This window comes from Stenotrophomonas sp. 86428_Sma (assembly GCF_056481585.1).
On sequence record NZ_CM151156.1, the window covers coordinates 1,096,087 to 1,122,199 of the forward strand.

The 26,113-nt window shown below is 65.7% G+C and carries 20 protein-coding genes and 1 pseudogene; 7 read left to right on the forward strand and 14 right to left on the reverse strand.

Going from position 1 to position 26,113, the window contains the following annotated elements:
* Window positions 1–31 precede the first annotated feature (31 nt).
* Complete coding sequence (locus ACZK3J_RS05045; protein ID WP_010483606.1) at window positions 32–1,525, reverse strand: M20 family metallopeptidase; 1,494 nt, start codon at window positions 1,523–1,525, stop codon at window positions 32–34.
* A 199-nt stretch (window positions 1,526–1,724) separates the two neighbouring features.
* On the opposite strand from ACZK3J_RS05045, the gene ACZK3J_RS05050 reads away from it, so the two are divergent.
* The 4 genes from ACZK3J_RS05050 (at window position 1,725) to ACZK3J_RS05065 (ending at window position 4,875) form a co-directional block, all read left to right on the forward strand.
* Entirely contained in the window at window positions 1,725–2,051 is a 327-nt protein-coding gene (locus ACZK3J_RS05050) for a ComEA family DNA-binding protein (protein ID WP_012510302.1), read from the forward strand.
* 352 nt (window positions 2,052–2,403) lie between these two features.
* On the forward strand, window positions 2,404–3,489 hold the full coding sequence (locus tag ACZK3J_RS05055; protein WP_478476467.1) for a L,D-transpeptidase: 1,086 nt from the start codon (window positions 2,404–2,406) through the stop codon (window positions 3,487–3,489).
* Window positions 3,490–3,506: 17 nt separating this feature from the next.
* Window positions 3,507–4,232 (forward strand): murein L,D-transpeptidase catalytic domain family protein, encoded by a 726-nt coding sequence (locus tag ACZK3J_RS05060; protein WP_071228075.1) that lies wholly within the window; start codon window positions 3,507–3,509, stop codon window positions 4,230–4,232.
* A 34-nt stretch (window positions 4,233–4,266) separates the two neighbouring features.
* Window positions 4,267–4,875, forward strand: coding sequence for a HutD/Ves family protein (locus ACZK3J_RS05065; RefSeq protein ID WP_478476468.1), 609 nt, complete (start codon window positions 4,267–4,269; stop codon window positions 4,873–4,875).
* 342 nt (window positions 4,876–5,217) lie between these two features.
* Here the strand turns inward: ACZK3J_RS05065 and ACZK3J_RS05070 are convergent, their stop codons facing one another.
* From ACZK3J_RS05070 to ACZK3J_RS05130, 13 genes and pseudogenes are all read right to left on the reverse strand, one after another.
* Window positions 5,218–6,822: a sulfite reductase subunit alpha gene (locus tag ACZK3J_RS05070; RefSeq protein WP_414576625.1), complete on the reverse strand. Its 1,605-nt coding sequence runs from the start codon at window positions 6,820–6,822 to the stop codon at window positions 5,218–5,220.
* The gene (locus tag ACZK3J_RS05075; protein ID WP_414576627.1) at window positions 6,819–7,790 is read right to left on the reverse strand and encodes an FAD:protein FMN transferase; all 972 of its coding nucleotides are present in this window, start codon (window positions 7,788–7,790) and stop codon (window positions 6,819–6,821) included. Before ACZK3J_RS05075 ends, ACZK3J_RS05070 begins: the two co-directional genes overlap by 4 nt.
* Before the next feature lie 52 nt (window positions 7,791–7,842).
* Window positions 7,843–8,646: a DUF4198 domain-containing protein gene (locus tag ACZK3J_RS05080; protein WP_100437464.1), complete on the reverse strand. Its 804-nt coding sequence runs from the start codon at window positions 8,644–8,646 to the stop codon at window positions 7,843–7,845.
* Window positions 8,647–8,722: 76 nt separating this feature from the next.
* Window positions 8,723–9,241, reverse strand: a complete 519-nt coding sequence (locus tag ACZK3J_RS05085) for a DUF2271 domain-containing protein (RefSeq protein WP_049398798.1) — start codon at window positions 9,239–9,241, stop codon at window positions 8,723–8,725.
* A gap of 26 nt (window positions 9,242–9,267) precedes the next feature.
* Complete coding sequence (locus ACZK3J_RS05090) at window positions 9,268–9,906, reverse strand: PepSY-associated TM helix domain-containing protein (RefSeq protein WP_005408421.1); 639 nt, start codon at window positions 9,904–9,906, stop codon at window positions 9,268–9,270.
* Window positions 9,907–10,114: 208 nt separating this feature from the next.
* Window positions 10,115–12,535 (reverse strand): TonB-dependent receptor domain-containing protein, encoded by a 2,421-nt coding sequence (locus tag ACZK3J_RS05095; protein ID WP_478476469.1) that lies wholly within the window; start codon window positions 12,533–12,535, stop codon window positions 10,115–10,117.
* A gap of 146 nt (window positions 12,536–12,681) precedes the next feature.
* A pseudogene (locus tag ACZK3J_RS05100) lies at window positions 12,682–13,075 on the reverse strand (hypothetical protein).
* Between the two features lie 164 nt (window positions 13,076–13,239).
* Window positions 13,240–13,917: a Fe2+-dependent dioxygenase gene (locus ACZK3J_RS05105; protein WP_061479225.1), complete on the reverse strand. Its 678-nt coding sequence runs from the start codon at window positions 13,915–13,917 to the stop codon at window positions 13,240–13,242.
* Window positions 13,918–13,927: 10 nt separating this feature from the next.
* Window positions 13,928–14,647, reverse strand: a complete 720-nt coding sequence (locus tag ACZK3J_RS05110; protein ID WP_149908885.1) for a tetratricopeptide repeat protein — start codon at window positions 14,645–14,647, stop codon at window positions 13,928–13,930.
* Between the two features lie 68 nt (window positions 14,648–14,715).
* Window positions 14,716–17,004 (reverse strand): TonB-dependent receptor, encoded by a 2,289-nt coding sequence (locus ACZK3J_RS05115; RefSeq protein WP_134952094.1) that lies wholly within the window; start codon window positions 17,002–17,004, stop codon window positions 14,716–14,718.
* Between the two features lie 154 nt (window positions 17,005–17,158).
* Window positions 17,159–17,563, reverse strand: a complete 405-nt coding sequence (locus tag ACZK3J_RS05120; protein ID WP_100437469.1) for a hypothetical protein — start codon at window positions 17,561–17,563, stop codon at window positions 17,159–17,161.
* Between the two features lie 202 nt (window positions 17,564–17,765).
* Window positions 17,766–18,098, reverse strand: coding sequence for a non-heme iron oxygenase ferredoxin subunit (locus ACZK3J_RS05125; RefSeq protein WP_100437470.1), 333 nt, complete (start codon window positions 18,096–18,098; stop codon window positions 17,766–17,768).
* Window positions 18,095–18,634, reverse strand: coding sequence for a GNAT family N-acetyltransferase (locus tag ACZK3J_RS05130; RefSeq protein ID WP_032129242.1), 540 nt, complete (start codon window positions 18,632–18,634; stop codon window positions 18,095–18,097). Before ACZK3J_RS05130 ends, ACZK3J_RS05125 begins: the two co-directional genes overlap by 4 nt.
* Before the next feature lie 241 nt (window positions 18,635–18,875).
* On the opposite strand from ACZK3J_RS05130, the gene ACZK3J_RS05135 reads away from it, so the two are divergent.
* From ACZK3J_RS05135 to ACZK3J_RS05145, 3 genes are read left to right on the forward strand one after another with little or no spacing between them, the layout of a single operon-like run.
* Entirely contained in the window at window positions 18,876–24,194 is a 5,319-nt protein-coding gene (locus ACZK3J_RS05135) for a wall-associated protein (protein WP_478476470.1), read from the forward strand.
* Window positions 24,195–24,197: 3 nt separating this feature from the next.
* On the forward strand, window positions 24,198–25,136 hold the full coding sequence (locus ACZK3J_RS05140) for an RHS repeat-associated core domain-containing protein (RefSeq protein ID WP_100437472.1): 939 nt from the start codon (window positions 24,198–24,200) through the stop codon (window positions 25,134–25,136).
* A gap of 5 nt (window positions 25,137–25,141) precedes the next feature.
* Window positions 25,142–25,603, forward strand: a complete 462-nt coding sequence (locus tag ACZK3J_RS05145) for a hypothetical protein (RefSeq protein WP_143048182.1) — start codon at window positions 25,142–25,144, stop codon at window positions 25,601–25,603.
* Window positions 25,604–26,113: the final 510 nt, after the last annotated feature.

Sequence of the window (26,113 nt, forward strand, 5' to 3'; positions counted from 1 at the left end):
GCCAGGCTGCGTCCGTCACGGTGTGCCGGATTCAGCAGCAGCCGTGGTCGCCGTGGCGGGTGCCACTGTCGGCAGCCACCGGCGAACCGCTGGTCTCGCCGCGCAGGCTGGCGGCGTAGTGCTCGCTGATCACCTTGGACACGCAGGCGGTGACCTTCTTGCCCATCGGAATGTGCAGGAACTCGTTCGGGCCGTGTGCATTGGAGTGCGGACCGAGCACGCCGGTGATCATGAACTGGGCGCCCGGGAACTTCTCACCCAGCATGCCCATGAACGGAATCGAGCCACCTTCGCCCATGTACATCGCCGGCTTGCCGAAGAAGGCCTGGCTGGCGTCGTCGATGGCCTGGGTCAGCCACGGCGCCATGGCCGGGGCGTTCCAGCCGGTGGAGGCCTTTTCCAGATCCAGAGTGACCTGCGCGCCGTTCGGCGGATCGCGCAGCAGCGCTTCCTTCAGCAGCTCACCGCAGGTCTTGCCATCGGCGGTCGGCGGCAGGCGCAGCGACAGCTTCACCGAGGTCTGCGGGCGCAGCACGTTGCCGGCCGATTCCAGCGCCGGCATGCCACCGACGCCGGTGACCGACAGTGCCGGGCGCCAGGTGCGGTTGAGCACCAGTTCGGTCAGGTCCTCGTTCATCGGACGCAGACCGTCGACCATCGGGAACTTCTCGAAGATCTCGGTATCGACCACTTCGGCGGCGCGCTTGGCCTGTTCCTGGCGCTCGGCCGGGATCTCAACGTTCATGCCGTCGATCAGGATGCGGCCGGTGTCCTGGTCCTCGATGCGCGACAGCAGCTGGCGCAGCAGGCGGAAGCTGGACGGCACCACGCCGGAGGCATCGCCGGAGTGCACGCCTTCGTTGAGCACCTTCACGGTGAAGTTGCCGCCGGTCAGGCCGCGCAGCGAGGTGGTGCACCACAGCTGGTCGTAGTTGGCGCAGCCCGAATCCAGGCAGACCACCAGCGACGGCTTGCCGATGCGGTCGGCGAGGTGGTCGACGTAGGCCGGCAGGTCATAGCTGCCCGACTCTTCACAGGCTTCGATCAGCACCACGCAGCGGGCGTGCGGCAGGCCCTGGGCCTGTAGTGCCAGCACCGCGGCCAGCGAGCCGAAGATGGCGTAGCCGTCGTCCGCACCGCCGCGGCCATACAGCTTGTCACCGCGCAGGACCGGGGTCCACGGGCCGAGGTCGTCGTCCCAGCCGGTCATTTCCGGCTGCTTGTCGAGGTGGCCGTAGAGCAGGATGGTGTCGTCGCCGGTTTCGGCGCCGGTAGCCGGAATTTCCAGGAAGATCAGCGGGGTACGGCCTTCCAGGCGCACCACTTCAACCTTCAGGCCGGGCAGCTGCTGGGCCTTGGCCCAGTTCTCCATCAGGGTGACCGCCTGTTCCATGTAGCCGTTCTGCACCCAATTGGCGTCGAACATCGGCGACTTGTTGGGAATGCGGATGTAGTCGACCAACTGCGGGACGATTTCGCTGTCCCACTTGTCATTGACGAATTGGCCGAGCTTGGCGCTGTCCATCTGAAACTCCGGTTGCATGGGCTGATCCGGCCATTCTACGCCTGTGCCGCGGGTAGGGTTTTTCCTACATCACGTCGGGTATTTGGCTGGCTTTTAGAAATCCAGGAAACCGATAGGCTGTGTGCATGTGGTGACGGACACTGTTCCTACCGACGGGATTGCCGGTCGGGACGGCCAGAATCACAAGGAGATACACGTCGTGCCTTGGAGTGTCGTGTTGAGGGCACTGGTGCTGGTCGTGTGGATCGCTGGGGCGCATGCCGCCGAACCGATCGACATCAACCGCGCCGATGCCCAGGCGCTGCAGCAGGGATTGACGATGGTCGGAGCCGCCAAGGCCGAGGCGATCGTCGAGCACCGGCGCAGACACGGCCCGTTTCATCGCGTCGAGGACCTGACGCAGGTGAAGGGGATAGGGAAAGCAATCGTCGAACGGAATCGACAGCGGATCACCGTAGGCAACAGGTTGTTGCCGGCGGATCCGGTACCCGGATCGGTACCGGTGCGAACCGTACCGAGGCGCTGACAGCAGGAATCGTCGGAACCGGCAGGAGGCTGGTTCACCGGACACGGACAGGAAGGCCGTGACCACCGACCGCCGCAGGACGCGGCACCAATCACCAGGATGGTGGCATCACAGACCTGTGGAAGGGGCTGAGATACAAACAGGACAGACGCGGCCGCGTGCAGGATGCAACGCTACCCCCACAGCGCAGGATGCGAGGGGGCGGCAGCAGGCCGACAAGGACGTAACGATTGCCCGGTACGACACATGGCTGTGTCGCCGGGCAGTTTCATTTCCGGCGCCTGGTTTTGCCGCGGCCACCACGGGCCGATGGTGTACGGTGGCCGCACCGCATGGAAAGGACCCCCGCTGGATGCTCCCGCACCGCCCCACCACCCTGATGCTCGCCCTTGCACTGGCCCTGCCGCTGCTGGCCCATGCCGCTGCGCCGACAGCGGCTGCCAAGCCCACGGCTGCCGCAGCCAGCAGCGCTGAAGTGCGCGGGCCGACCGACCTCAAGCCGGGCGAATACCTCTGGCATCCGGAAATCTCGCCGACCGGCCCGATCGTGCTGGTGGTCAGCCTCGATGAGCAGCGCGCCTACGTCTACCGCAACGGCATTGCCATCGGCCTGACCACGATCAGCTCGGGCAAGGCCGGGCACGAGACGCCAACCGGCGTGTTCACCATCCTGCAGAAGGACAAGGACCACAGGTCCAACCTCTACAACAGCGCGCCGATGCCGTACATGCAGCGGCTGACCTGGGACGGTATCGCCCTGCATGGCGGCAGCCTGCCCGGGCATCCGGCCTCGCACGGCTGCGTGCGCCTGCCGCAGGCCTTCGCGCAGAAGCTGTTCAGCGAAACCCAGCGCGGCGATACCGTGGTCGTGGCCGATGCCAAGAGCTCACCGATGACCCTGGCCTATCCGTCGGTGCTGGCGCCGGTGAACGCGCGCGGCCAGGCCCTGCCGGAGGCCGAGGGCGGGGCGCCGGCGCAGGCCTGGTGGGATGACAGTGCGGCCCCGGCCGGGCAGGTCGGCATCCTGGTCAGCCTGCACGACCAGCGCCTGTACGTGCTGCGCGATGGCGTGATGATCGGCGAGTCACCGCTGAAGGCTGACGCCCTGCCGGCGTTCCAGGGCACCACGCTGTTCGTGATGGGGCAGGGTTACAGCGACACCCCCAGCCCGCTGGACGTGAACCAGCGCCTGCACCAGTGGACGGCCTACCCGTTGCTGGGCCAGGACCGCGCCCAGGCCACGCCGGACCTGCTGGCCACGCCCTCGCTGCCGATGGCGCTGCCGGCCGAGTTCGCCCGCCAGCTGTACCAGGTACTGGTGCCGGGGACGACCCTGCTGGTGACCTCGCTGCCGGCGGTCCGCCCAAGCCCGGCTGAATCCGGAATGCAGCCGGTCTTGGAATCCGAGCCGCCAGGGTCCACCCTCAAGGGCAACTGAGTGCCCTCGTTGTGCCCATGACTGCATCCCGCCTGTGCCGGCTGGCCGCGTTCGGCCTGCTGGCGACCTCGGCCAGCGCCCCGGCGCTGGCACAGACGCCCGCCCTTGCCACCAGTGCCGATGATCTGGCCGCCTTGCTGTCGCGCAGTGCGCCCAAGGCCGACCGCCACGTATTGCAGCTGGCGGCGCACGCCATGCGCTGCGCGCTGCAGCGGCCGGAGCTGGGCATCAATGGTGATCGCCTCAGCGTGATCGATTATTCGCGGCCGTCCACCGAGCCGCGCCTGTGGGTGTTCGACCTGGCCCACCAGCGCCTGCTGTTCGAGGAATGGGTGGCGCATGGCCGCAACAGCGGTGAGAACCGCACCGAACACTTCTCCAACCGCGATGGCAGCTTCATGTCCAGTCTTGGCGCGTTCACCGCGCAGGAGACCTACATGGGCGGCAATGGGTACTCGCTGCGCCTGGCCGGGCTGGAACCGGGCTTCAACGACCGCGCGCGAGACCGTGCGATCGTCATCCACGGCGCGCCCTATGTGAATCCGGCGACCGCGCAGCTGCAGGGACGGCTCGGCCGCAGCCTGGGCTGTCCGGCAGTGCGCCTGTCGGTGGCCAAGCCACTGATCGACGCATTGCGTGGCGGCACGATGGTGTTCGCCTACTACCCCGACCAGGACTGGCTGAAGCACTCGCAGCTGCTGGGCGGTGAGTGTGGTGGCCAGGGCACGCTCGCCACGCGGTGATGCATGACGGCGCGCGGCATGATGCAATGCGCCGATGAACATCGACTCCCTGTTGCACACTCCGAGCCAGGTGATCTCCCGCCTGGACTATCGCCGCGAACGCTGGCGCAACGGCCTGGGCTGGACTCGCGAGATCCTGCGACTGCCGGCGCAGGGTGATGACTGGGCGCTACGCCTGTCGGTGGCCGAAATCGAGCAGGATGCCGCGTTCTCTGCCTTCCCCGGCGTGGAGCGCGAACTGGTGCTGCTGCAGGGCAATGGCGTGCGCCTGCGTTTCGAGGATGGCCGTGTGGCCGAGGTGCTGCCGCCGCACGGGCGCGTGCGCTTTGCCGGCGAGGACGCGCTGCACGGCGAATTGGTGGACGGCACCACCCACGACTTCAACCTGATGTGGAAGCGCGAGCTGCTGCAGGCCGAACTGCTGCACCGGCCGTTGGTGGGCACGATGTTCTTCTTCTGCGAAACGGGTGTGGCCTGGGCGCTGCATCTGCTGGCCGGTCAGGCGGAGTTCGGTGCCGACAGCGGCTTGCCGGCGTTGCAGGCGGGAGACACTGCGTGGTTGGCGGCCGGTGAACGGCAGCGGCACGCGTTGCAGGGCGGTGGCGAGTTGCTGGCGATCCGGATCAGTGCGGCGGCGGGATGATTCCTGGGCGCCGGTTGGCACTATCCACGCATGGCGTGGATCTACTGGGGTGCGGTTGCCACCATGTCTGGACACACCGTTCAGTAGATCCACGCCATGCGTGGATGGGGCCACCGACACCGCGTCACGGTGCGAACCAAGGTTCGCACCCACCAGAATGCGGTTCGCGCCAGCCGAATCTGTTCAGTAGATCCACGCCATGCGTGGATGCGGCCGCCGATACCGCGTCATGGTGCGAACCAAGGTTCGCACCCACCAGAATGCGGTTCGCGCCCACCAGAAGGCGATTCGCATCCGCCGAAGTGGAGCAGTACATCCACGCCATGCGTGGATGCGGTGGCCTCAATACACATCGCGCCGGTAACGACCGGCCAGCAACAGCGCTTCCTTGCCCGCGGTACCCAGCACCTGCTCGATCACTGCATCCACCGCCGGGGCCATGCCCTGCAGGCTGCCGCAGACCAGGATCGTGGCGCCTTCATCCACCCACTGGCGCAGCGTTGCCGCTTCGGCCAGCAGCCGGTCCTGCACATAGCGGTGCGCACCGCCATCGCGGCTGAACACTGCATCCAACCGCGCCAGCGTGCCGTCGGCCAGCATCGCCTGCAGTTCTTCACCGAAGTGGAAGTCATGCGCGGCGGTGCGCTCACCGAACAGCAGCCAGGTGCGGCGTGCGCCACTGCGTACGCGTTCGTGCAGATGCGCGCGCAGGCCGGCGATGCCGGTGCCGTTGCCGATCAGCAGCAGCGGCACATCGGCGGGCGCGCCATGGAAATTGTCGTTGCGGCGCAGACGCAGCTGTACCGGTTCGCCGATGGCAGCGTGGTCGCACAGCCAGCCGCTGCCGATGCCGGGTGTACCGTCAGCGCGCAGCTGGCGGCGCAGCAGCAGCTCAACCGCACCGTCGGCCATGACCGAGGCGATCGAGTACTCGCGATGCGGCAGCGGTTGCAGGGTCGCCAGCAGCGCAGGCAGATCACCCGGGGGAACCAATGAGGGCAGGTGCGAGCGCGCGACGCGTGCCAGCAACGTCTGCCCGTCATCCAGCACGGTGTCCGCGTCGAAGCGTTGTGCATCCAGCCAGGCACGCACGGTGTGCGATGCGTGCTGCGGGCCGATCTCGGCGATGTCACCGGCCTGCCACTGCGCATTTGCATCGGCCGGGGGCTGCAGGCGCAACCAGTACACCGGACCACCGGGGCTGCCCGGGTTCAGATGCTCGCGTTGCAGCAGCGTCCACGGCTGGTACTCGGCCGGGCTCCAGTCGGGCAGTTCGCTGGCGTTACCGCCGAGTTGTCCCAGCAACTGTTGCCAATGACGCAGCGCTGCCGGATCGGCGTTGTCGACCTCGATGGCGTCGAACAGCGGATGCGCGCCGTGTTGGCGCAGCCAAGTGTCCAGCTGGTGGCCGAATCCGCAGAAGTGGCCATAGCTGCGGTCGCCCAGCGCGAGCACCCCGTAGTGCAGGTGCTGCAGCGGGGGCGGGGTGGCCATCACCCCGCGCAGGAACGGCAGGGCGTGGTCGGGTGGATCGCCTTCGCCGGTGGTGCTGGCAATAAACAGCGCGCGCTGGCTGGAAGCCAGCAGTGCTGCATCCACCTCATGCAGTCCGCGCACGCGCACTGGCACGCTGGCACCGCGCAGGGCCTCGGCGCTGCGTTCGGCCAGTTCGCGGGCGAAGCCGGTCTGGCTGGACCAGACCAGCAGGATGGGCGCGGTGTCTCCGGTTGCGGCGTCGTCGCGCGGGCGCCCACGCCACCACAGGGCCGCGCAGGCCAGCGCATACAGCACCGTGGCGAGCACCGCGATCTGCGACTGCCGCGCCGGTGGTGCGCCCCGCCACCACGCTTCGCCGAGATGCAGGCGAAGCAGTGCCCAGCCGATCGCTGCCAGCAGGAGCAGAACCAGTGCGTTGCCGAGCCAGGCGCGCGATGGACGTGCGCTCATGCGTCCTGCTCGTCGAGCAGGCGCTGGAAGGCGCTGCTGAGAAATTCCTGCGGGCCGTCTGCCGCACGCTTCAGGTAGCGCGCAGCCAGTCCTTCGCGCTCGGCCAGTGCCATGCCCTGTTCGCGCCCGAGTACGGTCAGTGCGGTGGCCCAGGCATCGGCGTGCATGGCGTCATCGGCCACCACGGTTACTGCCGCGGCAACCTGCCGCACCGGTCTGCCGGAGCGCGGGTCCAGGCTGTGACTGTAGGCCTCGCCATCGGCCTGGTACTGGTGCCAGCGATCACCGGAGGTGGCCACCGCCTTGCCGTCCAGCGCCAGCACCCGTGGCGGGGTATCGGTGTGCACGTCTTCTTCGGGTGCGGATTCCACCAGCACGCGCCACGGCTGGCCGTCCGGTTTGCGGCCGTAGCCGGCCAGTTCGCCGCCGACTTCGATCAGCGCGGCAGTGATGCCCTGTGTGCGCAGCCACGCAGCGACATGGTCGACGCCAAAGCCCTTGGCGATCGCAGAGAGATCCAGTTCCAGTCCACCCGGTTGCAGCAGCGCATCGTCCTGCCACTGCAGGCGCTGCCAACCGCAGCGATCACGCGTGGCCTGCAGGGTAGCGTCGTCGGGCTGGCGGCGTTCACCGGCATGTGCACCGAAGCCCCACAGTGCAACCAGCGGACCGATGGTGGGATCGAAGGCGCCGTCACTGGCGGAAGCGATGGCCTGTGCGCAGACCAGAACGTGACGGGTTTCGGCCGGCAACGCGCACCATTGGCCGGCGTCGGCGCGGTTGTAGCGGCTTAGATCCGAGCCGGGTTCCCAGGTGCTCATCTGTGCGACCACTTCATCCAGCCGCGCCTGGATGCCAGCGTGCAGCGGGTGCAGGTCGCGCTGGCGCGATGCGACCAGCGACACGCTCCACGTGGTGCCCATGGTGGTGCCGCCGAGGCGGGCGATGTCGAGCAGGGAATCGGTCATGGTGATGCGTAGCAGCGGCGATGCCGGGGGCTGCCCGGCATCGCAGTCCACATTACTGCGGCAGCACTTCCAGCGTGGCGACGTAGCTCAGGCGGCGCTTGGCGGCCTGCTTCACCGAGGTCTTGTTGTCTTCGGTGCCGGTCTCCAGCCAGTACATGCCGGCTTCCGGCCAGGTCACCTTGATCTCACCCTTGGCATCGCTGGTGACCTTCAGCTCGTCCTGCGCGTTGCGGTAGCGGGTGGCGCCACGCACGATCTCGAACTCCAGGCCGGCGGTCGGCTTGCCGTCGACCAGCACGCGGAAGGTGGCTTCCTCACCGGCGAACAGATCGTTCGGGTGGCCGACGGCGACCAGCTCGATACCACGGTTGGTCGGCTTCAGCGCGGTGTCGTTCGGGGCGCCGTTGGTGACGAAGGTCTCCACGCGGCCGACCGACTGGCTCACTTCCAGCTTCTTCGCATCCTTGGGCAGTTCGCCGAAGGTAGCCACGCTGCCGCGCCAGCGCTTGCGCTCGCCGTTCTGCTCGTAGGTGGCGAACAGGCCGTCATTGACCGACGCGATGCGGTAAGTGCCCTGCTGCTTCAGCTCGACATCGAACACGCTGCGGTACTTGCCGGTGGCGGCGTTCTGCGCCTGCACGGTGCTGCCGTCCGGCGCGGTGATCACCACCGATTCCAGGCGCAGCGGAACGTGATTGAAATAGAACAGGTCATTGGAGACCGCACCGTCGACGGTGATCCACGGCGCGTTGCCGGCGATCACGGTCTGCGAGGGCAGCAGCCAGGCCTTGTGGGCCAGGGCGGAGAAGGGAAGGGCAGCGGCCAGAGCGGCGGCGAGGACAAGCGTGCGCTTCATGCGGAAGACTCCAGGTGGATGCAGGGTGGTGCGGCGAGGGGAGGGGAATTACGACTTAATCCCCTCCGTCCCCTTTTCAGGGTTTGACGGCGAGGGTGACCTGGCCCAGTTCGGTGGCGCCCTGTGCCTTGCCGGTCTGTGCGGCGGTGGCCGGCCAGGTGAAGGGGATCTTCAGCAGCTCGCGGCCGCCGACTTCGCGCACCGCTTCCACCACCAGGGTGTAGTTGCCCGGGGCCAGCTGCTTCAGCGCCGGCTGCTTGTCGTTGAACGACAGCGCGTGCTTGCCGGCCGGGCGGGTCGGGCCGGTCACGCCGTCCACCGGCACCTGCAGGGTGCGGCCGCTCTTGCGCCACCACTGGCGCAGGTCCGGCAGCCACTTGGTGCCGTGGCCTTCGCTGTTGCTGGTCTGCTGGTACCAGACCGACAGGTTGGCGGCGACCTTCTGGTCGGCGCCTTCCAGCCACACCGCCACGTACGGGCGGTGGTACTCGGCCACGTTGAGCTTGGGCACTTCGACGTTGATGTCGAGGGTGGTGGCATAGGCCGGCGAGGTGGCCAGCAGGCCGCTGAGGGCGATGGTCAGGGTGACGCGCATGGGGCGGCTCCGGAAACGAAGGAAAGTCAGTGGATCAGCAGCAGGGCGATCAGCAGCGGGATCATCAGGCCGAGGCCGACCAGCGGCCAGGTCATGCGCCGCTGCCGTGCATGCAGGTGAAGCAGGAACAGGCCGGTTATGCAGAACACCAGGCAGGCCACGGCGAACAGGTCCAGGAACCAGCCCCACGCTGGGCCCGCGTTGCGGCCCTTGTGCAGGTCGTTGAGGTAGGACACCGCGCCGCGCGAGGTCGATTCGTATTCCACCGCGCCGGTCTCGCGATCGATGCTCAGCCAGGCGTCGCCACCGGGGCGCGGCAGCGACAGGTAGATCTCTTCGGGCGACCACTCGGCCGGTCGCCCGCCGATGGCGATGCCCAGCTGCGTGTCCAGCCATTGCCGGGCAGGGCGCGGAATCGGTGCGTTGCCGTCTTCGCGCGTGCCGAGCTGTCCAAGCAGCGCGGCCGGCAGTTCCAGATGCTGGTTCTGCACCTCGGGCTTGGCCTCGATCTTCGCGGCATGGTTGAGGGTCAGGCCGGTCACCGCGAACAGCAGCATGCCGATCAGGCACACCGCCGAGCTGATCCAGTGCCACTGGTGCAGCGTCCGCAGCCAGAAGCCACGGTTCTGTTGCTGCTGCACGGTGGAAGAGGCAGGACGGCTCACGGCACGGTTCGAGGCGGACGGGGACTGCCCATTACATCATTGATGAGAATAGCTCGCAATTGCGTGTCGTTCTGTATCCCAGGGGGATTGCCGGCCAGCGGCCGGCACTACCGACTGGCCGGCAATCCCGCAGATCAGTAGATCCACGCCATGCGTGGATGGAGCGCTGCCGACCAAGGTCGGCACCCACCAGGGCAGGGCGCAGAGATCAGAACTTCGCGTTCAACGAAATCCAGTAGCTGCGGCGCTGGTCCTTGGTCGCGTAGTCGTCCACGCAGCTGAACTCGCTGGGATTGAGCAGCAGGCACGACTGCGAAACGAAGTCCTTGTCGAACAGGTTGTTGACCCGCGCGTTGACCGTCAGCCACGGCGTGGCCTTCCAGCTGCCACCGAGATGGAAGATCGTGTAGTCCTCGTAATAGCGCACGTGGCGGGCGCCGGCACTGTCGATGAGGGTGTCGCGATAGCGGTCGTAGCGGCCTTCGCCGATCAGCGACAGGCTGATCGCTTCGTTGATCTGCCAGTTGAGGCTGGCGTTGGCCATGTGCTTTGCCGGCTTGGTGCCAGAGATCGGGCGCCCCTTGTCGGGGCCGCTGGTCTGTTCGCTCTTGGTCCAGGTGTAGTTGCCGCGCAGCTGCAGGTTGTCGAGCAGGTCGACGTGGCCGGCCAGTTCCGCACCGCGGGTCTCGGCCTTGTCGATGTTCACGCTCTGGGTGAAGGTGCTGTAGCCCAGTGCTGCCCAGCCCGGGCCGATGTCCACGCAGTAACCGCTGCCGGCGCGGGCCACTTCGCAGTTCGGGAACGTGCCGCCTCTGGCGATCTTGTCTTCGAACTTGTTGAAGAAGCCGGTGACATTGAAGCCCCAGCGCTGGCCTTCGTAGTACGCGGCCAGCTCGTAGTTGGTGCTGGTTTCAGGCTTCAGGTTCGGCGAACCCACCAGCGGCAGCACGCCCTGGCCACCGAAGCCGGTGATGCCCGGGAACAGCTGGTCGGGACGCGGCGTCTTGTAGCCGGTGCTGACGCCACCTTTGAAGGTCCAGGCGTCAGTGGCGTTCCACACCAGGTAGCCGCGCGGGCTGACATGGCTGCCGAACACGTTGTGGTCGTCGTAGCGCAGGCCGAAGGTGGCGGTGAGGGTGTCGGTCAGCGACCAGTTGTCCTCGGCGAACAGCGCCCACATGCGGTGCTTCTGCTTGGTGTTGCTGCGGTAGCCGGCGCCATCCATGCCGAACACGCCGTCGATCATGTCAGTGTTGTTGTACTGGCCGCCGACGGTCAGCTTGTGCGCGCCGAAGTCGAGGTCGAGCATGGTGTCGAGCACGTAGCCTTCCAGCTCCATGGTGCGCAGCGGACGCGGCAGGAATGCCTGCAGGCGTGCCATTTCACTTGGGTTGAGGGCGGCCAGTGCATTGCCGCGGCCGGCCGCGCAGTTGTTGGCGCCGCCGGTGCGGCGGCAGACGTCGTTCCACAGTGTCTGCAGGTTGGCGCGTTCGTCCAGGGTCAGCGGCAGCGAGCGGCCCAGGTTGCTGCTCTTGCTGTGGGTCAGCGAGGTCTGCCAGGTGCCGAAGCTGTAGCGGCCCTGGTGGGTCAGCGACAACTGGTCGCGCTCGTAGCGCTGGTAGGCGGTGTAGCCCACGCGCGGCTGCACCACGCGGCGGGTGACGGTGCCGCTGCCGTTCGGGTTGGGGATGACGGCATTGCCGACGCGCCACAGGCTGGCCAGGCTGTCGAGGGTGCCGGTCTGGCCCTCGCTGTTGTCGTACTTCTGCCGCGACACGTCGTAGTCGAGCCACAGTTCGTGGTCATCGTTGACGTGGAAGTTCAGCCGCACACCGGTGTTCCAGTTGGTGTTGGCCACCGACTTGCCGCCGCCACCGAAGCCGATGCTGCGTTCCCACAGACTGCCGTCGGGCAGGGTCAGTGCATCCCACTCCGGATTGGAGGCCTTGGCGTCGTAGTAGCTGCCGCGTACTGCCAGGCCGATACGGTCCTTGACCAGCGGGCCGCTGAGGTAGACGTCGGTGGTACGCGCATCGCCGAACTGATCGTCCTGCTGCACGGTGAAGCCCTGGGTGAGTGCGCCGTGCCAGCTGTCCTGGTTGCGACGGGTGATGATGTTGATCACGCCGCCCATTGCATCCGAGCCGTACAACGTGGACATCGGGCCGCGCACCACTTCAATGCGCTCGATGGCATCCAGCGGCGGCAGGTAGGCGAACTGGCCACCGCCGAAGTTGTTCGGATACAGCTGGCCGACATTGCTCTGGCGGCGGCCGTCGATCAGCACCAGGGTGTACTCGGAGGGCAGGCCGCGCATCGAGATGGTGGCACGGCCGTTCTTGTCGCTGGCTTCCAGGCCGACGTCGATGCCTTCAACGTTGCGCAGCGCGTCGACCAGATTGGTGTACGGGCGCTTGCTGAGTTCTTCGCGGCTGACCACGCTGATGCTGGCGGGTGCATCGACCACCTTCTGCTCAAAGCCGGAGGCGGTGACCACCACCTTGTCCAGCGTCTGTGGCGCGCCGGAAGCGTCACCGTGGGCGAAGGCAGGGGCGGTCATGGCTGCCAGCACGGCGCTGGTCAGCAGGGTACGGGACAGGGACGAACGGACACGATGGCGCTGGGCCATGGCAGTAACCTCGAAGGATGCAGGGTGGTGCAATGCCAGGCGCGAACGGCGCGGCATGCACGGGGAGGCCCGGTCAGGGGCGGCAGGGATGAAGCAGGCAGCGGCGTGCGGGCACGACCGCGCAGGCGGTCACGCGGGGCCGTGATTCAGGCGAGCGGCGGCGCCTGGCCGCGTTGCTGGCGGCGCCCGGGCGCGGGGCGTGTCCGGAGCGGCCAGCGGCCAGTCCGGGCGCACGCCGGGCATGGCCGGCGTGGTGGGTACGAGTTCAAGCTCGGTGCGCAGCCATTGGCTGGCCAGCAGCAACGGCGGGCGTGCCTTCTCGGCCGATTTCACCGGGGCGGCAGCACAGCGGCGCAGTTTGGCCGGTGCTTCTTCCTGCGGGGACGCTTCGCCACCGCGCTCTTCCAGCGGCATCTGCACGGCCATTCCGGCTTGGCCGTGTGGCAGCAGCGGCAAGGTGCCCAGCAGCAAAGCCAGCATCGCCACCCACGCCAGCAGACTGGCCAGCGCAGGACGCTGGCCGCGCATGGCGGTGCCCATCTTTCGATGGATGAGTGGGCGAGGGCGAAGCGGGCGCAGCAAGCAGGGGTCCCCAGGGGTCTGCCGGCAGCGGCCGGCATCAACGGGGCGTGATTGTAATGAGAGCTGTTAGCTGTTGCAAATGAGAATGATTGCCAAAATGTCGCAGGCCGGCCGGATCCGGCTCAGACCTCGCTCCAGCGCCGCAGCAGGTTGTGGTAAACGCCGGTCAGCTGCAGGATCGCCTCGGCGTCACCGCCGGTCTGCCGCAGGCGCTCGATCGAGCCATCCATTTCCCACAGCAGGCGGCGCTGCACATCGTCGCGGATCATGCTCTGTACCCAGAAGAACGAGGCCACGCGCGCACCGCGGGTGACCGGCCGCACCTGGTGCAGGCTGCTGGACGGATACACGATCAGGTCGCCGGCCGGCAGCTTTACCTCGTGCTCGCCGTAGGTATCGCTGATGATCAGCTCGCCACCCTCGTACTCCTCGGGCGCGGACAGGAACAGGGTGCAGGAGATGTCCGAGCGCAGTTGCTCGCCGTTGGCCAGGTTCATCACCGCGCCATCGACATGGAAGCCATAGGTGCCGCCCCCGCTGTAGCGGTTGAAACGCGGCGGCAGGTACTTCAGCGGCAGCGCTGCGCTGAAGAACAGCGGGTGCCGGGCCAGCGCGACGAGGATGATCTCGCCCAGTTCGCGGCGCAGCGGCGAGGCCTCGGGCAGCTGCTGGTTGTGCTTGGCCTGCGCGCCCAGATGGCCGACGGTCTCGCGGCCATCGGTCCAGTCGGCGGCATCCAGTCGGCGGCGGAAGTCGGCCACCTGGTCTGCGCTGAGAATGTCGGGGATGTGCAGCAGCATGCGGGACTCCTCAGAGGGACGGCGGTGCGACCAGGGCGCGCACCTGCGGATGCGGCGACGCGGCCAGTTCCGGCACGATGTGCGCCATGAACGCCGGGCTGCCGTGCGCCAGTGCGAGCCGCAGCCAACGCACGGCCTGCTCGACCTGGCCGGCCTGCAGCAGGATGGAGGCGTAGTTGGCCTGGCCGCGGAAATCGCCGGTCTCGGCCGCGCGCCGGTACCAGCCCAGGGCGGCCTGCGGATCGCGTTCGATCTCCAGGCCGTCTTCGAGGTGGCGGGCCAGCAGGTTCATCGATTTGGCATGGCCCAGGTGTGCGGCACGGGTATACAGGGCCAATGCCTGCGCGCGGTCCTGCGGTACACCGCGGCCGGTGGCCAGCAGGTTGGCCAGGTTGTACAGGCCCCAGTCCAGCCCGGTGTCGGCCGCGCGCCGGTACCAGACCGCGGCCAGCGTCGGGTCGGCGACGGTGCCCTGGCCCAGCTCATGGCAGCGGCCGAGCATGTTCATCGCCATCGGCGCGCCGTTGTTGGCGGCGGTTTCGTACCAGAGCAGCGCGGCCGAGGCGTCCTGCGCGGTGCCTTTGCCTTCCATGTGCATCTGCGCGAGCAGCAGTTGTGCCTCGACCTGTCCAGCCTGCGCGGCGTCGCGCACGCGTGCGAACGCGGCCTGCGGATCGTGCTGCAGCAGCTCGGCCAGGGCGTCGCTGTCGATGGGAGTGCGGGTAACCATGGGGTGAGTATCGCCGGAAGCAAAAACGGCGGCAGGAGAGCCTGCCGCCGTGGTGGAGCGGAGTTACATCAGAACTTCACGTTCAGTGCCAGGGTGGCCGAGCGACCCGGGGCGATGCTCGCGTAGTGCGAGGCATAGGCCTTGGTGAAGTAGGTCTTGTCGGTCAGGTTCTGCACGTTGAGCTGCAGGCTGATGTTGTCCTGGATCGCGTAGCTGGCCATCGCGTCGAAGCGGGTGTAGCTGGCAATCCACTTGGTGTTGGCGACGTCACCGTACTGCTTGTCCGAGTAGAACGCACCGGCGCCGATGGTCAGGCCGGTCGGGAAGCGGTAGGTGGTCCACAGGTTGGCGCTGTGCTTGGCGGTGTTGGGGAACACGTTGCCGTTGTTCGGCGACGGCACGTAGATGCCGCTCGGGCAGGTGCGGCCCGATACGGCGCAGACAAAGCCGTTGTCCTTCAGTTCCGAATCCAGGTAGGTGTAGCCGCCGTACAGGCTCCAGGCATCGGTCAACTGGCCATTGAAGCCCAGCTCGAAGCCGTTGATTTCCTTCTTGCCTGCGTTCTGGCTGGTGCCGTTGTCGATCGTCACACGTGCGTTGTTCATCACGGTATGGAAGATCGCCGCGGTCAGGTTCAGGCGGTTGTCGAGCAGGTCCCACTTGGTGCCCAGTTCGAGGTTCCTGGTGTCCTGCGGCTTGAGGTCGGCCACAGCCGCGCTCAGACCGTCGGAGCCGTCACCTCCGTCCATGCCCGGCGGGGTCGAAGAGGTGCCCCAGGACAGGTAGATGCTACCGTTGGCCGCCGGCTTGAACACCACGCCGGCCTGGTAGTTCAGGAAGTCGTTGTCATTGCGCACGCGGGTCGGCGCCGCACCGGCCACCGGCGTGGTCAGGGTGGTGCGGAAGTCGTCGTAGCGCAGGCCGAGATTGAAGCTCCACTGTGCGTTGAGTTCGATGGTGTCGAACAGGTACGCCGAGGTGGTCTTGGTGCGCTGTTCGACGTCCAGCGCCTTGTCGCTGCGATACACCGCGTGGGTCGCCGCCCACGGATCGTTCGGGTTCGGATTGGCGAAGCTGGTGCAGTTGTAGCCGGTGGCCGCGCCGGTGGTCGGGCACTTGCTGTTGCCGGTCAGCGGGTTACTGGTGCCCGGGGTCATCAGGTAGCTGCCGCGGGTCATCTTCTCGTCGCTGTACTCCACACCGGCGCTGTAGCTGTGCTTGAGCGCGCCGGTCTGGAACGCGCCGGTCAGGCCCAGCTGGTCGGCGAAGCTCTTGACGTCGACGGCGCGGCTGTTGGTACGGCGCCACAAGGTGCCGTAGTTGTTCGGGTTGCCCTGGCTGTCGTCCGGCTGGGTCCACAGGTAGTCGTTGCTGGTGTTGCCCAGGCGCGCGATGTTGCGCAGCTTGTGGCCACCGAAGTCGTAGCTGGCGTCCAGGGTGCTGATGTCGGCGCGGGTGCGCTGGAAGTCACGGTCGACCAGGCCGTAGTAGTTGTTGCGGTCCGGCACCATCGGGCGGCCATCGACCCACTTCGAGGCCGGCGCACCGTTCGGATTACCGTACGGGAAACCACCTGCATCCGGCAGGTCATCGCTCTGCATGTGGTAGTGGCTGGCGATCAGCTGTGCCGGACCGTTCAGGCCGAACGCGATCGACGGCGCGATGCCCCAGCGGCTGACATTGGCAGCGTCGCGGCCGGCGATGTCCGACTCGTGCTTCATCAGGTTCAGGCGGGCGGCGATGCCATCGCCCAGCACGTAGTTGGCGTCCACGGTGCCGCGTGCGTAGCTGTCGGTGCCGATGCCCATGCTGGCGCTGGTCTCGTTCTTCAGCTTCGGCGTCTTGCTCACCAGGTTCAGGCTGCCACCACCGGAGTCACGGCCGCCGTAGGCCGAGCTCGGGCCCTTGACCACTTCCACCTGCTCCAGGTCGAAGATCTCGCGCGTCTGCGAGCCGACGTCGCGCAGGCCGTCGACGAAGACGTTGCTCTGCGAATCGAAGCCACGGATGAAGGGGCGGTCACCGGTCGGGTTGCCGCCTTCGCCGGCACCGAAGGTGATACCCGGGACCATGCGCAATGCATCCTGCAGGTTGGTTGCACCGGTTTCGGCGATCAGCTTCTCCGAGACGATCGACACCGACTTCGGGGTGTCCAGCAGCTCGGCGGTGAACTTCGGCGAGGACGGATTGAACCAGCTGCCGCGCACCTGCACCTTGTCCAGGTCGGTGGCCTTGCGGGAGCCGGCATCGGCGCTGTCGGCAGCCTGTGCGGCCAGCGGTGCGAAGCCGGCGGCCAGGGTGGCGGTAGCGAGCAGGGAAACGCGCGGAGCGTGCTTGCGGGACGTGATGTGGGTCATGGTCTGGGTGGCGGTGGCTTGGATCGGGAAAGGGCGAGCGCGAGCCGGCGCAGATGGACGTGCGGCGACAGGCGGGAGGTGGGTTCTATAGAGCCGAGCCATGCTCGGCTGGCGGGAAACGCAATCAGGCGCACGGCAACGGCCGCAGGGCGCCTCAGCTGGCGTGCGGTGCGGGCGGAGCGTGGCCGGGGTTCAACCGCAGTGCGGGATCGCGCAGCTGCCAGCGCAGGGCGTCGGAACGCCACAGCGGAACATGCGCGACCAGGGCGGCGCGCGGGGGAGCCAGTCCGGTACAGGGCGTGGCGCCCTCGCCATCCAGCGGCGGCTCGGGTGCTGGCGCGGCATGGTGCGGGCACTCGTCGGCCGGCGGGGCCGGCACCGGCATGACCTGCTGCAGATCTTCAGCGTGTGCCTGCCAGCCGTGGGTAGCCGGGTTGTTGCCGCGTCCTTCGTGCAGTGCCGACCAGCCCAACACCAGCGTCAGCAGCACGGCCACGAGCAGCGGCCACCCTTGGCGGGCGAGCTGGCACAGCGTGGCGGTGGGCGCGGGCGAAGCCATGGCGCGGGGGCGGAGTCGTTACGAAGATGTTACGTAGAATAACATCAACGATAATGATTCGCATGTACGGGCCATGCCGGGCCCTCGAGGCGACCCGGGGGCGCCCTGGGGAGGCTCTAATGGCCTTGCGATGGATCCACCCCATGGGTGGATGCTCTCCCGCGGGGCGCCCTCTGGGGGGCTCTCTGGGCCGAGCGCCGCCTCAATCCCGGTCGTCGCGGGTCCAGACAGCGTCGTGCTCGCGCTTCACCGGAAACTTGGGCACAGGGCTGTAGGCCGGGGCGCACAGGGCGCGGCCGTCACGCACGTCGAAGCGCGCGCCGTGCAGCACGCACTCCACACTGCCCTCGGTGGTGTTGAACTCGCCCGAGGACAGCTCGAACTCTTCATGTGTGCACTGGTCTTCCAGCGCGTACAACTCACCGTCGAGGTTGAACACCACGATCGGCGTGCCGGTTACCTCGTCGAACACGCTCTTCATTTCACCCGGCAGCAGCTCGGTGCCGGCACAGACGAAGGTCCAGGTATCGCTCACGCGGCGGCTCCGGCCAGCGGCTTTTCCAGGATCTCGAAGCGCAGGTCGTCGCGCTTGGGAATGCCGAAGCGTTCGTCGCCGTACGGGAACGGCTTCTTGATGCCGGTGCGCAGATAGCCGCGGCGCTCGTAGAAGGCGATCAGCTCGTCGCGCACGTCGATCACCGTCATCTGCATCACCGGCACCTTCCATTCGCGTGCGGCGTGCGCTTCGGCGGCGTCCATCAGCTGCTTGCCGACGCCGCCACCCTGCTGGGCCGGGTCGACCGAGAACATGCCGAAGTAGCCCTTGCCGTCGACATCGGCGACGTGGGCGCAGGCCACCAGCTGGCCGTCGCGTTCGGCCAGCAGGATGGTGGAGCGCGGGCGGTCCAGGTCGGCCTGGATGCCCTCGGCATCGATGCGGGCGCCGTCCAGCAGGTCGGCTTCGGTGGTCCAGCCAACGCGGCTGGCGTCACCACGGTAGGCCGAGGTGACCAGGGCGATCAGGGCGGGGATGTCGGCCGGCGTGGCGGCGCGGAAGGTCAGGGTGCTCATGGGCACATTCTAGGTGGAGCGGGGAAGGGCGCGGGAGGCTACCGCTTGGGCCAACTTTGCCGAGTGTGGCCAATACACAGGGTTGACGCCGTCTTCATTATTCGTTCATATCCATGGTCAGCACCCGCCCACCGTGAAGCAACGCGTGGCTGTCTGCCGGAGTGGGTGCCGCCTGGTCGAAGGCCAACTGCCGTTCGGCGCGGGTGGGGCACACAGGGAAGTCGATCCAGGGAGGATCTTCATGCAGTCTCGCCTCATTTCTCATCCGCGCGCCGCAACGGCTGCCAAGGGTCTGTTTCTCGGTGTCATTGCCCTGTGTGTGCTGGCACCGGTCGGCGTTTCAGCCCAGATCGTTCCCACCTGGCGCCAGGAGTACGACAAGCGGCTGAAGTACGGGGACCTTGTCGAACCGCTGAAGGGCGAGATCTTCGGCGAGCAGGTCAACCTCTATGACGGCTCGATTAGCTTCAAGGCCACGGATATTTCGATTCCAGGCAATGGCGGTCTGACGATGACCTTGGGCCGCAGCTACAGCGATGACGATGGCGGCGGAGAGAACTCATTCTCGAATTGGGGCCTGGATATCCCGTCCATGTCCGGCGTCTATGGTGATCTGCCGGAGACCGCGTCTGTCGGCTATTGGGCGCCTGCCGCGCGCTGCAGTACGGTGGCGGCGCCTCCGTCATTAGAGGTCTGGAACCGTCGCAAAACCCAGACCGTCAATTTCAGTCCCACTACATTCTGGGATGGCGTGCGACTCTCTCTACCGGGTGGTGGCAGTGAGCCGGTGCTGGGAGGCAGCGGAGATGCGCGCCAGCCGCAGCCACAGTTTGGCGAACCGGCGCCTTGGAATACCAAGGGCGGCTGGACGTTCAGTTGTCTGACCGCCCTGAAGAGCGGACAGCCGGGACAAGGCTTCCTTGGTCATGCTCCCGACGGCACCAAGTACTACTTCGACTGGATGGTCGCCAAGCCTCACAACGGTGCAACGCTGCAACCCTACGGGCCAGAAAGCAATGCACTGCTGAATCGAAAGCGTGTGTTCCTGTACCCATCGCAGGTTGTGGATCGCTTCGGCAACTGGGTGCGCTACGAGTGGAGTGGCGACCGGCTGTTGCGCATGGTTGCCAACGATGGCCGCGAGATCAGCCTGGGCTACAACGCGAAAGGACTGATCGCATCCGCAACCGCTGCTGGGCGTACCTGGACTTACGGGTACACGGAGGCCGATATCCTGCGGACAGTGACGCTGCCGGACGGAACCCAATGGGTCTACAACCTGCCGCCGCTGTCAGTCACCCACAAGTATGCCGACTATAACGGGCAGAGCATCTGGGAGTACATGGACTACCCGGCCACATGTTCGCGCGTCAACAAGATCGTGCCCAGCGAGATCACCCTGAGCATCCAGCATCCGTCGGGTGCGCTGGGGACGTTCCTGTTCCGGCCGTTCCGCCATGGGCGCAAGAATGTGAAGCTGGATTGCCAGACCTCTGGCGACAATCACCTGTTTGCCGATGGCTGGAACTACACGCCGGTCTACCGTGACGCAATGTCGCTGGTGACCAAGACCATCAGCGGTCCGGGCATGCCCACTGCACAGTGGACCTATCAATACACCAATCTCAATGGTGCTTTCGCCCAGGACCTGGGCGGTCCAGTAATCCCCGTAGGCCAGGCAGAGCCGAAGATCACCACCGAGACGTTGCCCGATGGTGTCGTTCGCGTCTACGAGTTCGGCAAGGAAGTTGCCTACAACGACGGCCTGTTGCTGTCCACGACAACGCGATCGGGCGGCTCCGTCGTGCGCGTTGACCGCAATAACTACTATCCAGATGCCCAGCTGGATGCGGCGCCCTTCCCGAAAGAGGCCGGCAAGGACTTCAAGTACGGTGCGAGCGATCTCAAGGCCCATTACAATCGCCCCGTCCAATCCACTGTGGTGGAACAGGATGGCGTGCAGTTCACCCGCACCGTGCAGGCCTTTGATGCATTTGCGCGCGAAGTCACCGTCGTTGAAGCGAATTCCGCCGGCCAGAGTCGCACCACCAGCACCAGCTACTACGACAATCCCGCGCTATGGGTTAACGGCCAGACAGCGCGCAGTGTGCTCAATGGCATCGAACAGTCCCGCACCGAATTCGATACGGCCAAAGCACTGCCGCTGCGCGCCTACGCATTTGGCCGCCTGGCGCAGCAGGTGACCTATGCAGCCGACGGCACGGTTGCGTCGGTGGCCGATGGCCGTGGAAATACCAGCCATCTATCGGGATGGAAGCGTGGTGTTCCGCAGCAGCTCCGCATGCCGGCCACGCCCGAAGCGCCCAATGGTGCGGTGCGCACGGTTGCCGTCGACGACAACGGTTGGATCACCTCGCTGACCGACGAAACCGGCGCAACCACCAGCTTCAGCTACGACAGCATGGGCAGGCTGCGCAGCCAGCAGTTCCCTGGCGGCGACAGCGTGAACTGGAATGGCGTAACCATGGACCTGCAGCGGCTGGGTGGCGCGCAGCTGGGGGTGCCCGCCGGTGCGTGGAAGCACTCCCGCACGCAGGGCGGGCGGCGTACGGATACCTACCTGGATGCGATGTTCCGCCCGGTGCTGGTGACCGAAAACGCCAACAACGTGCTGGACAGCGCCGTGGTGACCCGCTACGACACCAGCGGCAAGACCGTGTTTGCCTCGTATCCCACGCGGCAGCTCTCCGATATCAATGCCACCCTGACTGGCACCACGACGCAGTACGACGCGTTGGGCCGCCCCACCGTGGTCAGTCAATCGTCCGAGTTGGGGGCACTGGTTACCCGCACCGAGTACGTGGGCAACCTGTCAGTGAAGGTGACCAATCCCCGCGGCCAGGCCACGACGACCCGTCATCTTGCCTACGACCAGCCCAGCTACGAGATGCCGCTGACGCTGCAGCACCCGGAAGGCGTGGTGACCGAGATCCAGCGCGACACGCTGGGCAAGCCGCTGGCGATCACCCGCCGCAATGCAGACGGCAGCCAATCGCTCACCCGCCGCTACGTCTATGACGGCTACCAGCAGCTGTGCAAGACCATCGAGCCGGAAACCGGTGCGACCGTGCAGGACTACGACGCGGCAGGCAACGTGCTGTGGTCGGCGGCCGGCACGGGTTTGACCAGCACCACCGACTGCAACCGCAGTGAAGCCCTGGCCAGCGGACGTGCGGTGAAGCGCAGTTATGACGCCGCCAACCGCCTGTCGACCCTGATCTTCCCGGATGGGCGCGGAAATCAGAACTGGTCCTACGCGCCTGATGGTCTGCCGGCCGAGATCAGCACGCAGAACGATCCGGCCCGGCCGATGGTCGTCAACCGCTACCAGTACAACCGCCGCCGCCTGCTCAGCGGCGAAACCCTGCAGCATCCGGATCTGGGAAGCCTGAGCCTGGTATATGGCTACGATGCCAACGGCACGCTGGCCAGCAATACCTATCCGGGTGGGCGTGTCGTCAGCTATGCGCCGGACGCACTGGGTCGGGCGACGACGGTCGGCGGCTATGCGAAGGAGGCCAGTTACTTTGCCAACGGCGCGTTGGCCCGCTTCGTATATGGCAATGGGATCGTGCACACGTTGACCCAGAATGCCCGCGGGCTGCCCGACCGCAGCCGCGATGCCACTGCAGCGGCCGCAGTGCTGGATGACAGCTATGACTACGATGCTGGTGGCAACGTGATGGCCATTTCCGATGGTCTGCCCGGGGCGCCCGGCAACCGGGACATGACCTATGACGGCCTGGACCGGTTGCGGACGGTCACTGCGCCGGGCTTCGGCAACGCCTTGTATGAGTATGACGCGTTGGACAACCTGCGCCGTGCCAAGGTCGGCAGCCGCGATCGTACGCACTACTTCGATCCGACCAATCGGCTGGTCAACGTGATCGAAACCGGAACCGGGGCAACCGTGACCGGTCTTGGCTATGACGTGCAGGGCAATCTTTCGGTGCGCAATGGTCAGGCTTTCGCGTTTGACTACGGCAACCGGCTGCGCGCGGCGGGAACAGCAGAGAGCTACGAGTACGACGCCCACGGTCGCCGGGTGAAGGCTGGTGCCAGTGGCAAGGGGGCAATCTACTCGTTCTACGACAACGGCGGCGTGCTGCGATTCCAGCGCAACGAACGTACCGGCAAGCAGACCGACTATCTCTACCTGTCAGGCAGCCTGGTTTCCCAGGTGCATGGTGAAGCGGCACCCAGCGTTCCCGCGCTGAGTGCGCCGGGCTACATCACCCAGGGCAGCGTGAACCTGACCTGGAGCCCGGCCGGCGGTGCCAACCGCTATGAGTTGCAGCGTGCCCTTGCGGGCAACTGGAGCACGGTCTTCGATGGCGCGGCGCAATCGTTCACCAGCACCGGCCTGGTCACGGGGACCTATCAATTCCGGGTGCGCGGCTGCCGGGCGGTGTGCGGCGGATGGAGCAATGTCGCGTCAGTGGCCGTGGCATTGGCGCCATCCACCGTGCCGACCCTGAACGTGCCTGCCACAGCCTTCAACGGCAGCTACAACGTAGCTTGGTCTGCGGCTTCCGGTGCCGAGCGCTATGAGCTGGAGGAAAGCGCCAATGGTGGCGCTTGGGCCCAGGTGCACAACGCCATCGGTCAGTCCAAGGCCTTCAGTGGCAAGGCAGCGGGAAGCTACAACTACCGGGTTCGCGCATGTAACCCGGTAGGGTGCACGGGATACAGCGCCACGGCTGCGGTGACGGTCGTATATCCGCCTGCCACTGCGCCAGGACTCTCTGCGCCGGCACGCGCTGCGCCGGGCAGTATCGGCATTGGCTGGAACGGGGTGGCTGGTGCCACGCGTTACACCTTGCAGGAGAGCAGCAATGGTGGCGGATGGGTCACGCTGTTCGACGGCAACGCAGGTTCCTATGCCACCGCTGCGCGGGGTGTGGGCAGCTATGGCTATCGGGTTGCCGCCTGCAATGGCGCAGGCTGCGGGCCGTGGTCGGCCACGTCGACGGTAGCGGTGATCGGGCCGCCGACGATCGAGCCGGTGATCAGCGCACCGGGCCTGGTGAACGTGCCGCAGTACAGCCTGAGCTGGTCGGTGCCGGCCAACAGCGAGAGCTTCGTGCTGGAGGAGAGTGCCAACGGTGGTGGCTGGACGGTGGTGCATAACGGCGGCGGGAACAGCTTTGGTGCCAGCCGTGGTAATGGCAGCTATGCCTATCGTGTGAGGGCGTGCAATTTCGCGGGGTGCAGTCCCTATTCGGGCATCGCCAGTGTCTCCGTCGTGCTTCCTCCCGCGGCCACTCAGATCTACGTGGCGGAGTGGCTCAGCACGCGCAAGGCGCCCTATCAGGTGCAGTGCAGCGTCGGCTGGCGCGCGGTTCCGGGGGCAACGGAGTATCAGCTGGAGCCTTCCGGAGCTGGACGGCGCCTGTACACCGGCCCCAAGACCTATGTGCAGTCGAGCGGCGGGACCTACTGCGCCAGTCTCTACATTGTCAGGGCCTGCAACGCCGGTGGTTGTTCGGCATGGTCCGCAGACTTCCCCGTCACCCGCGGCGTATTGAATTGGGACTAAGCCATGAATGGACTCTGTTCGCTGTTGATTCGGGCGGTACTCGCGGTGGGGGGGCTGGTGGCCTGTGTGGCTCCGGCAGTTGCCCAGGAAGTGGTCGAGTACATCCACACTGATGCACTGGGTTCACCGGTGGCGATCACCGATGCCAGCGGGAACGTCATCGAGCGTACGGTGTATGAGCCGTATGGGGCGGTGGTGAATCGGCCGTTGAAGGATGGGCCGGGATATACGGGGCATGTGACGGACTCGGGGACCGGGCTGAGTTACATGCAGCAGCGGTACTATGATCCTGCGTTGGCAGGCTTTCTGTCTGTCGATCCGGTCGCTGCATATCAGAGCCCGATTGGACAGTTCAGTCGCTACAGGTACGGAGATGGCAATCCCTACCGCTTTACTGACCCAGATGGGCGTCAAGTGTCGGATCCACGTTCTTGCCACGACACTTCCAGCTGCCTGACCCTTGATCAGGCACAACAGCAAGTCGGGCGAGATGGCCGTCTGATGCTGAGAATTGTTGGAGGATCGGCGGTCGCGGGCACAACCGGTGGTGCAGCGATAGAGGGTGGAGGATTCGTTTCAGCGTTGGCTGCGGCAATGCGTGGCGCCATAATGGCCGGGAAGGATTTTTCCCAAGCACGGAAGTACATTGACTCGGTTGCAGATCAGTTGGGTCCCACCGGGGGACGTGCTGGCAGAAGAACCAACCAGTACGAGGGGCATGGTGGCGCCGCTGGCGCAAAAAAAATGTTCAATATATTGACTCGCGGTCAGTCTGAGGCGCGGGATGGGGGGCAGTTAGGGAAACTGGGCGACGGCTCAGTGGTTCAGATGAGTGCAAGAATTACAAGGGATGGTTCGGGCGAGACTTCAGTTCGGCTCAGCGCTGAACGAACCGGAACCAAGATTAAAGAGGTTATTAAAGTTAGATTTAAAGAGGAGTAGGTGGCATGTTTGGTGATGATTCCACGCTATTCATGAGGTATGTGAAGGGGCGGGGTAATGCTGTATACCCGTGGTCGTTGTCAATTGTAGATTGCTATTTTATGTGGCTCGCATTTTCCAAGGTCTCTGGGAGTGATCGGCCGCTGCTGTCGAGGATATCTGATAATGGCAGGCAGATTGAGGATGTTCTCATTGCTGATGCCTACGATATCTATGAGATTGATAGTCGTGCCGCGGGTTTTGAAGTTGTGCTGCGCCATGATTCGTCGGGCTCATTGTGTTATTGGGATGTTCATGAGCGCTTTGTTATAGCTGTTGGTGGTCGTGACTTTCTTGGGGTGGCAAGCCCATATCCCGGGGACATAGAAAAGCATCGTTATATTGAGGAGATGATGCATAGAGAGGCGTTCGGATTTGATGGGCCGCCTGAGGCGATTTATGCGGCCATCTCCAATCCGTTCTCTTGAAGGTGTGACTAACGTCGTTGTTTAGGGATGCTCTGAAGAACTCCCGGGCAGTGCGGGCCGCTGGCCGGCAACCTGAGAGGCAATGACAGCTCAGGTTGAGGAGACTGTACTGCTTGCTCACCATAGACACCCCTCTCGTTACCATTGATTATGGCTCTGAGCTGCCTACGAAATCCTGGTCGGTCCAATATGAAGATCAAATTGATCTTGAAGGGCGTCGCCGTGTATTACGCGAAAACTGCTGTTTTCACGATCGTAAGCTATGGATTGTTGCGTCTCGTGTACGGGCATACATGGATTTCATTCATTGAATGGGCGCTCATACTTCTGGCGGCGTTCACGGTGGGCTACATACCTCTTTTCGTTGGCTTGCTACGCGGGAAGAGTTCGTAGCAGCCTTGTGCAGACGCGATACGTCCACCGAATGGGGCCTCTTCTTAAGCGTAGCTATCTTGCAGGCTGCTGAAGCGCCAGTCGCAACGGGAGACTGCGTCATCGGCATTTTTTCGC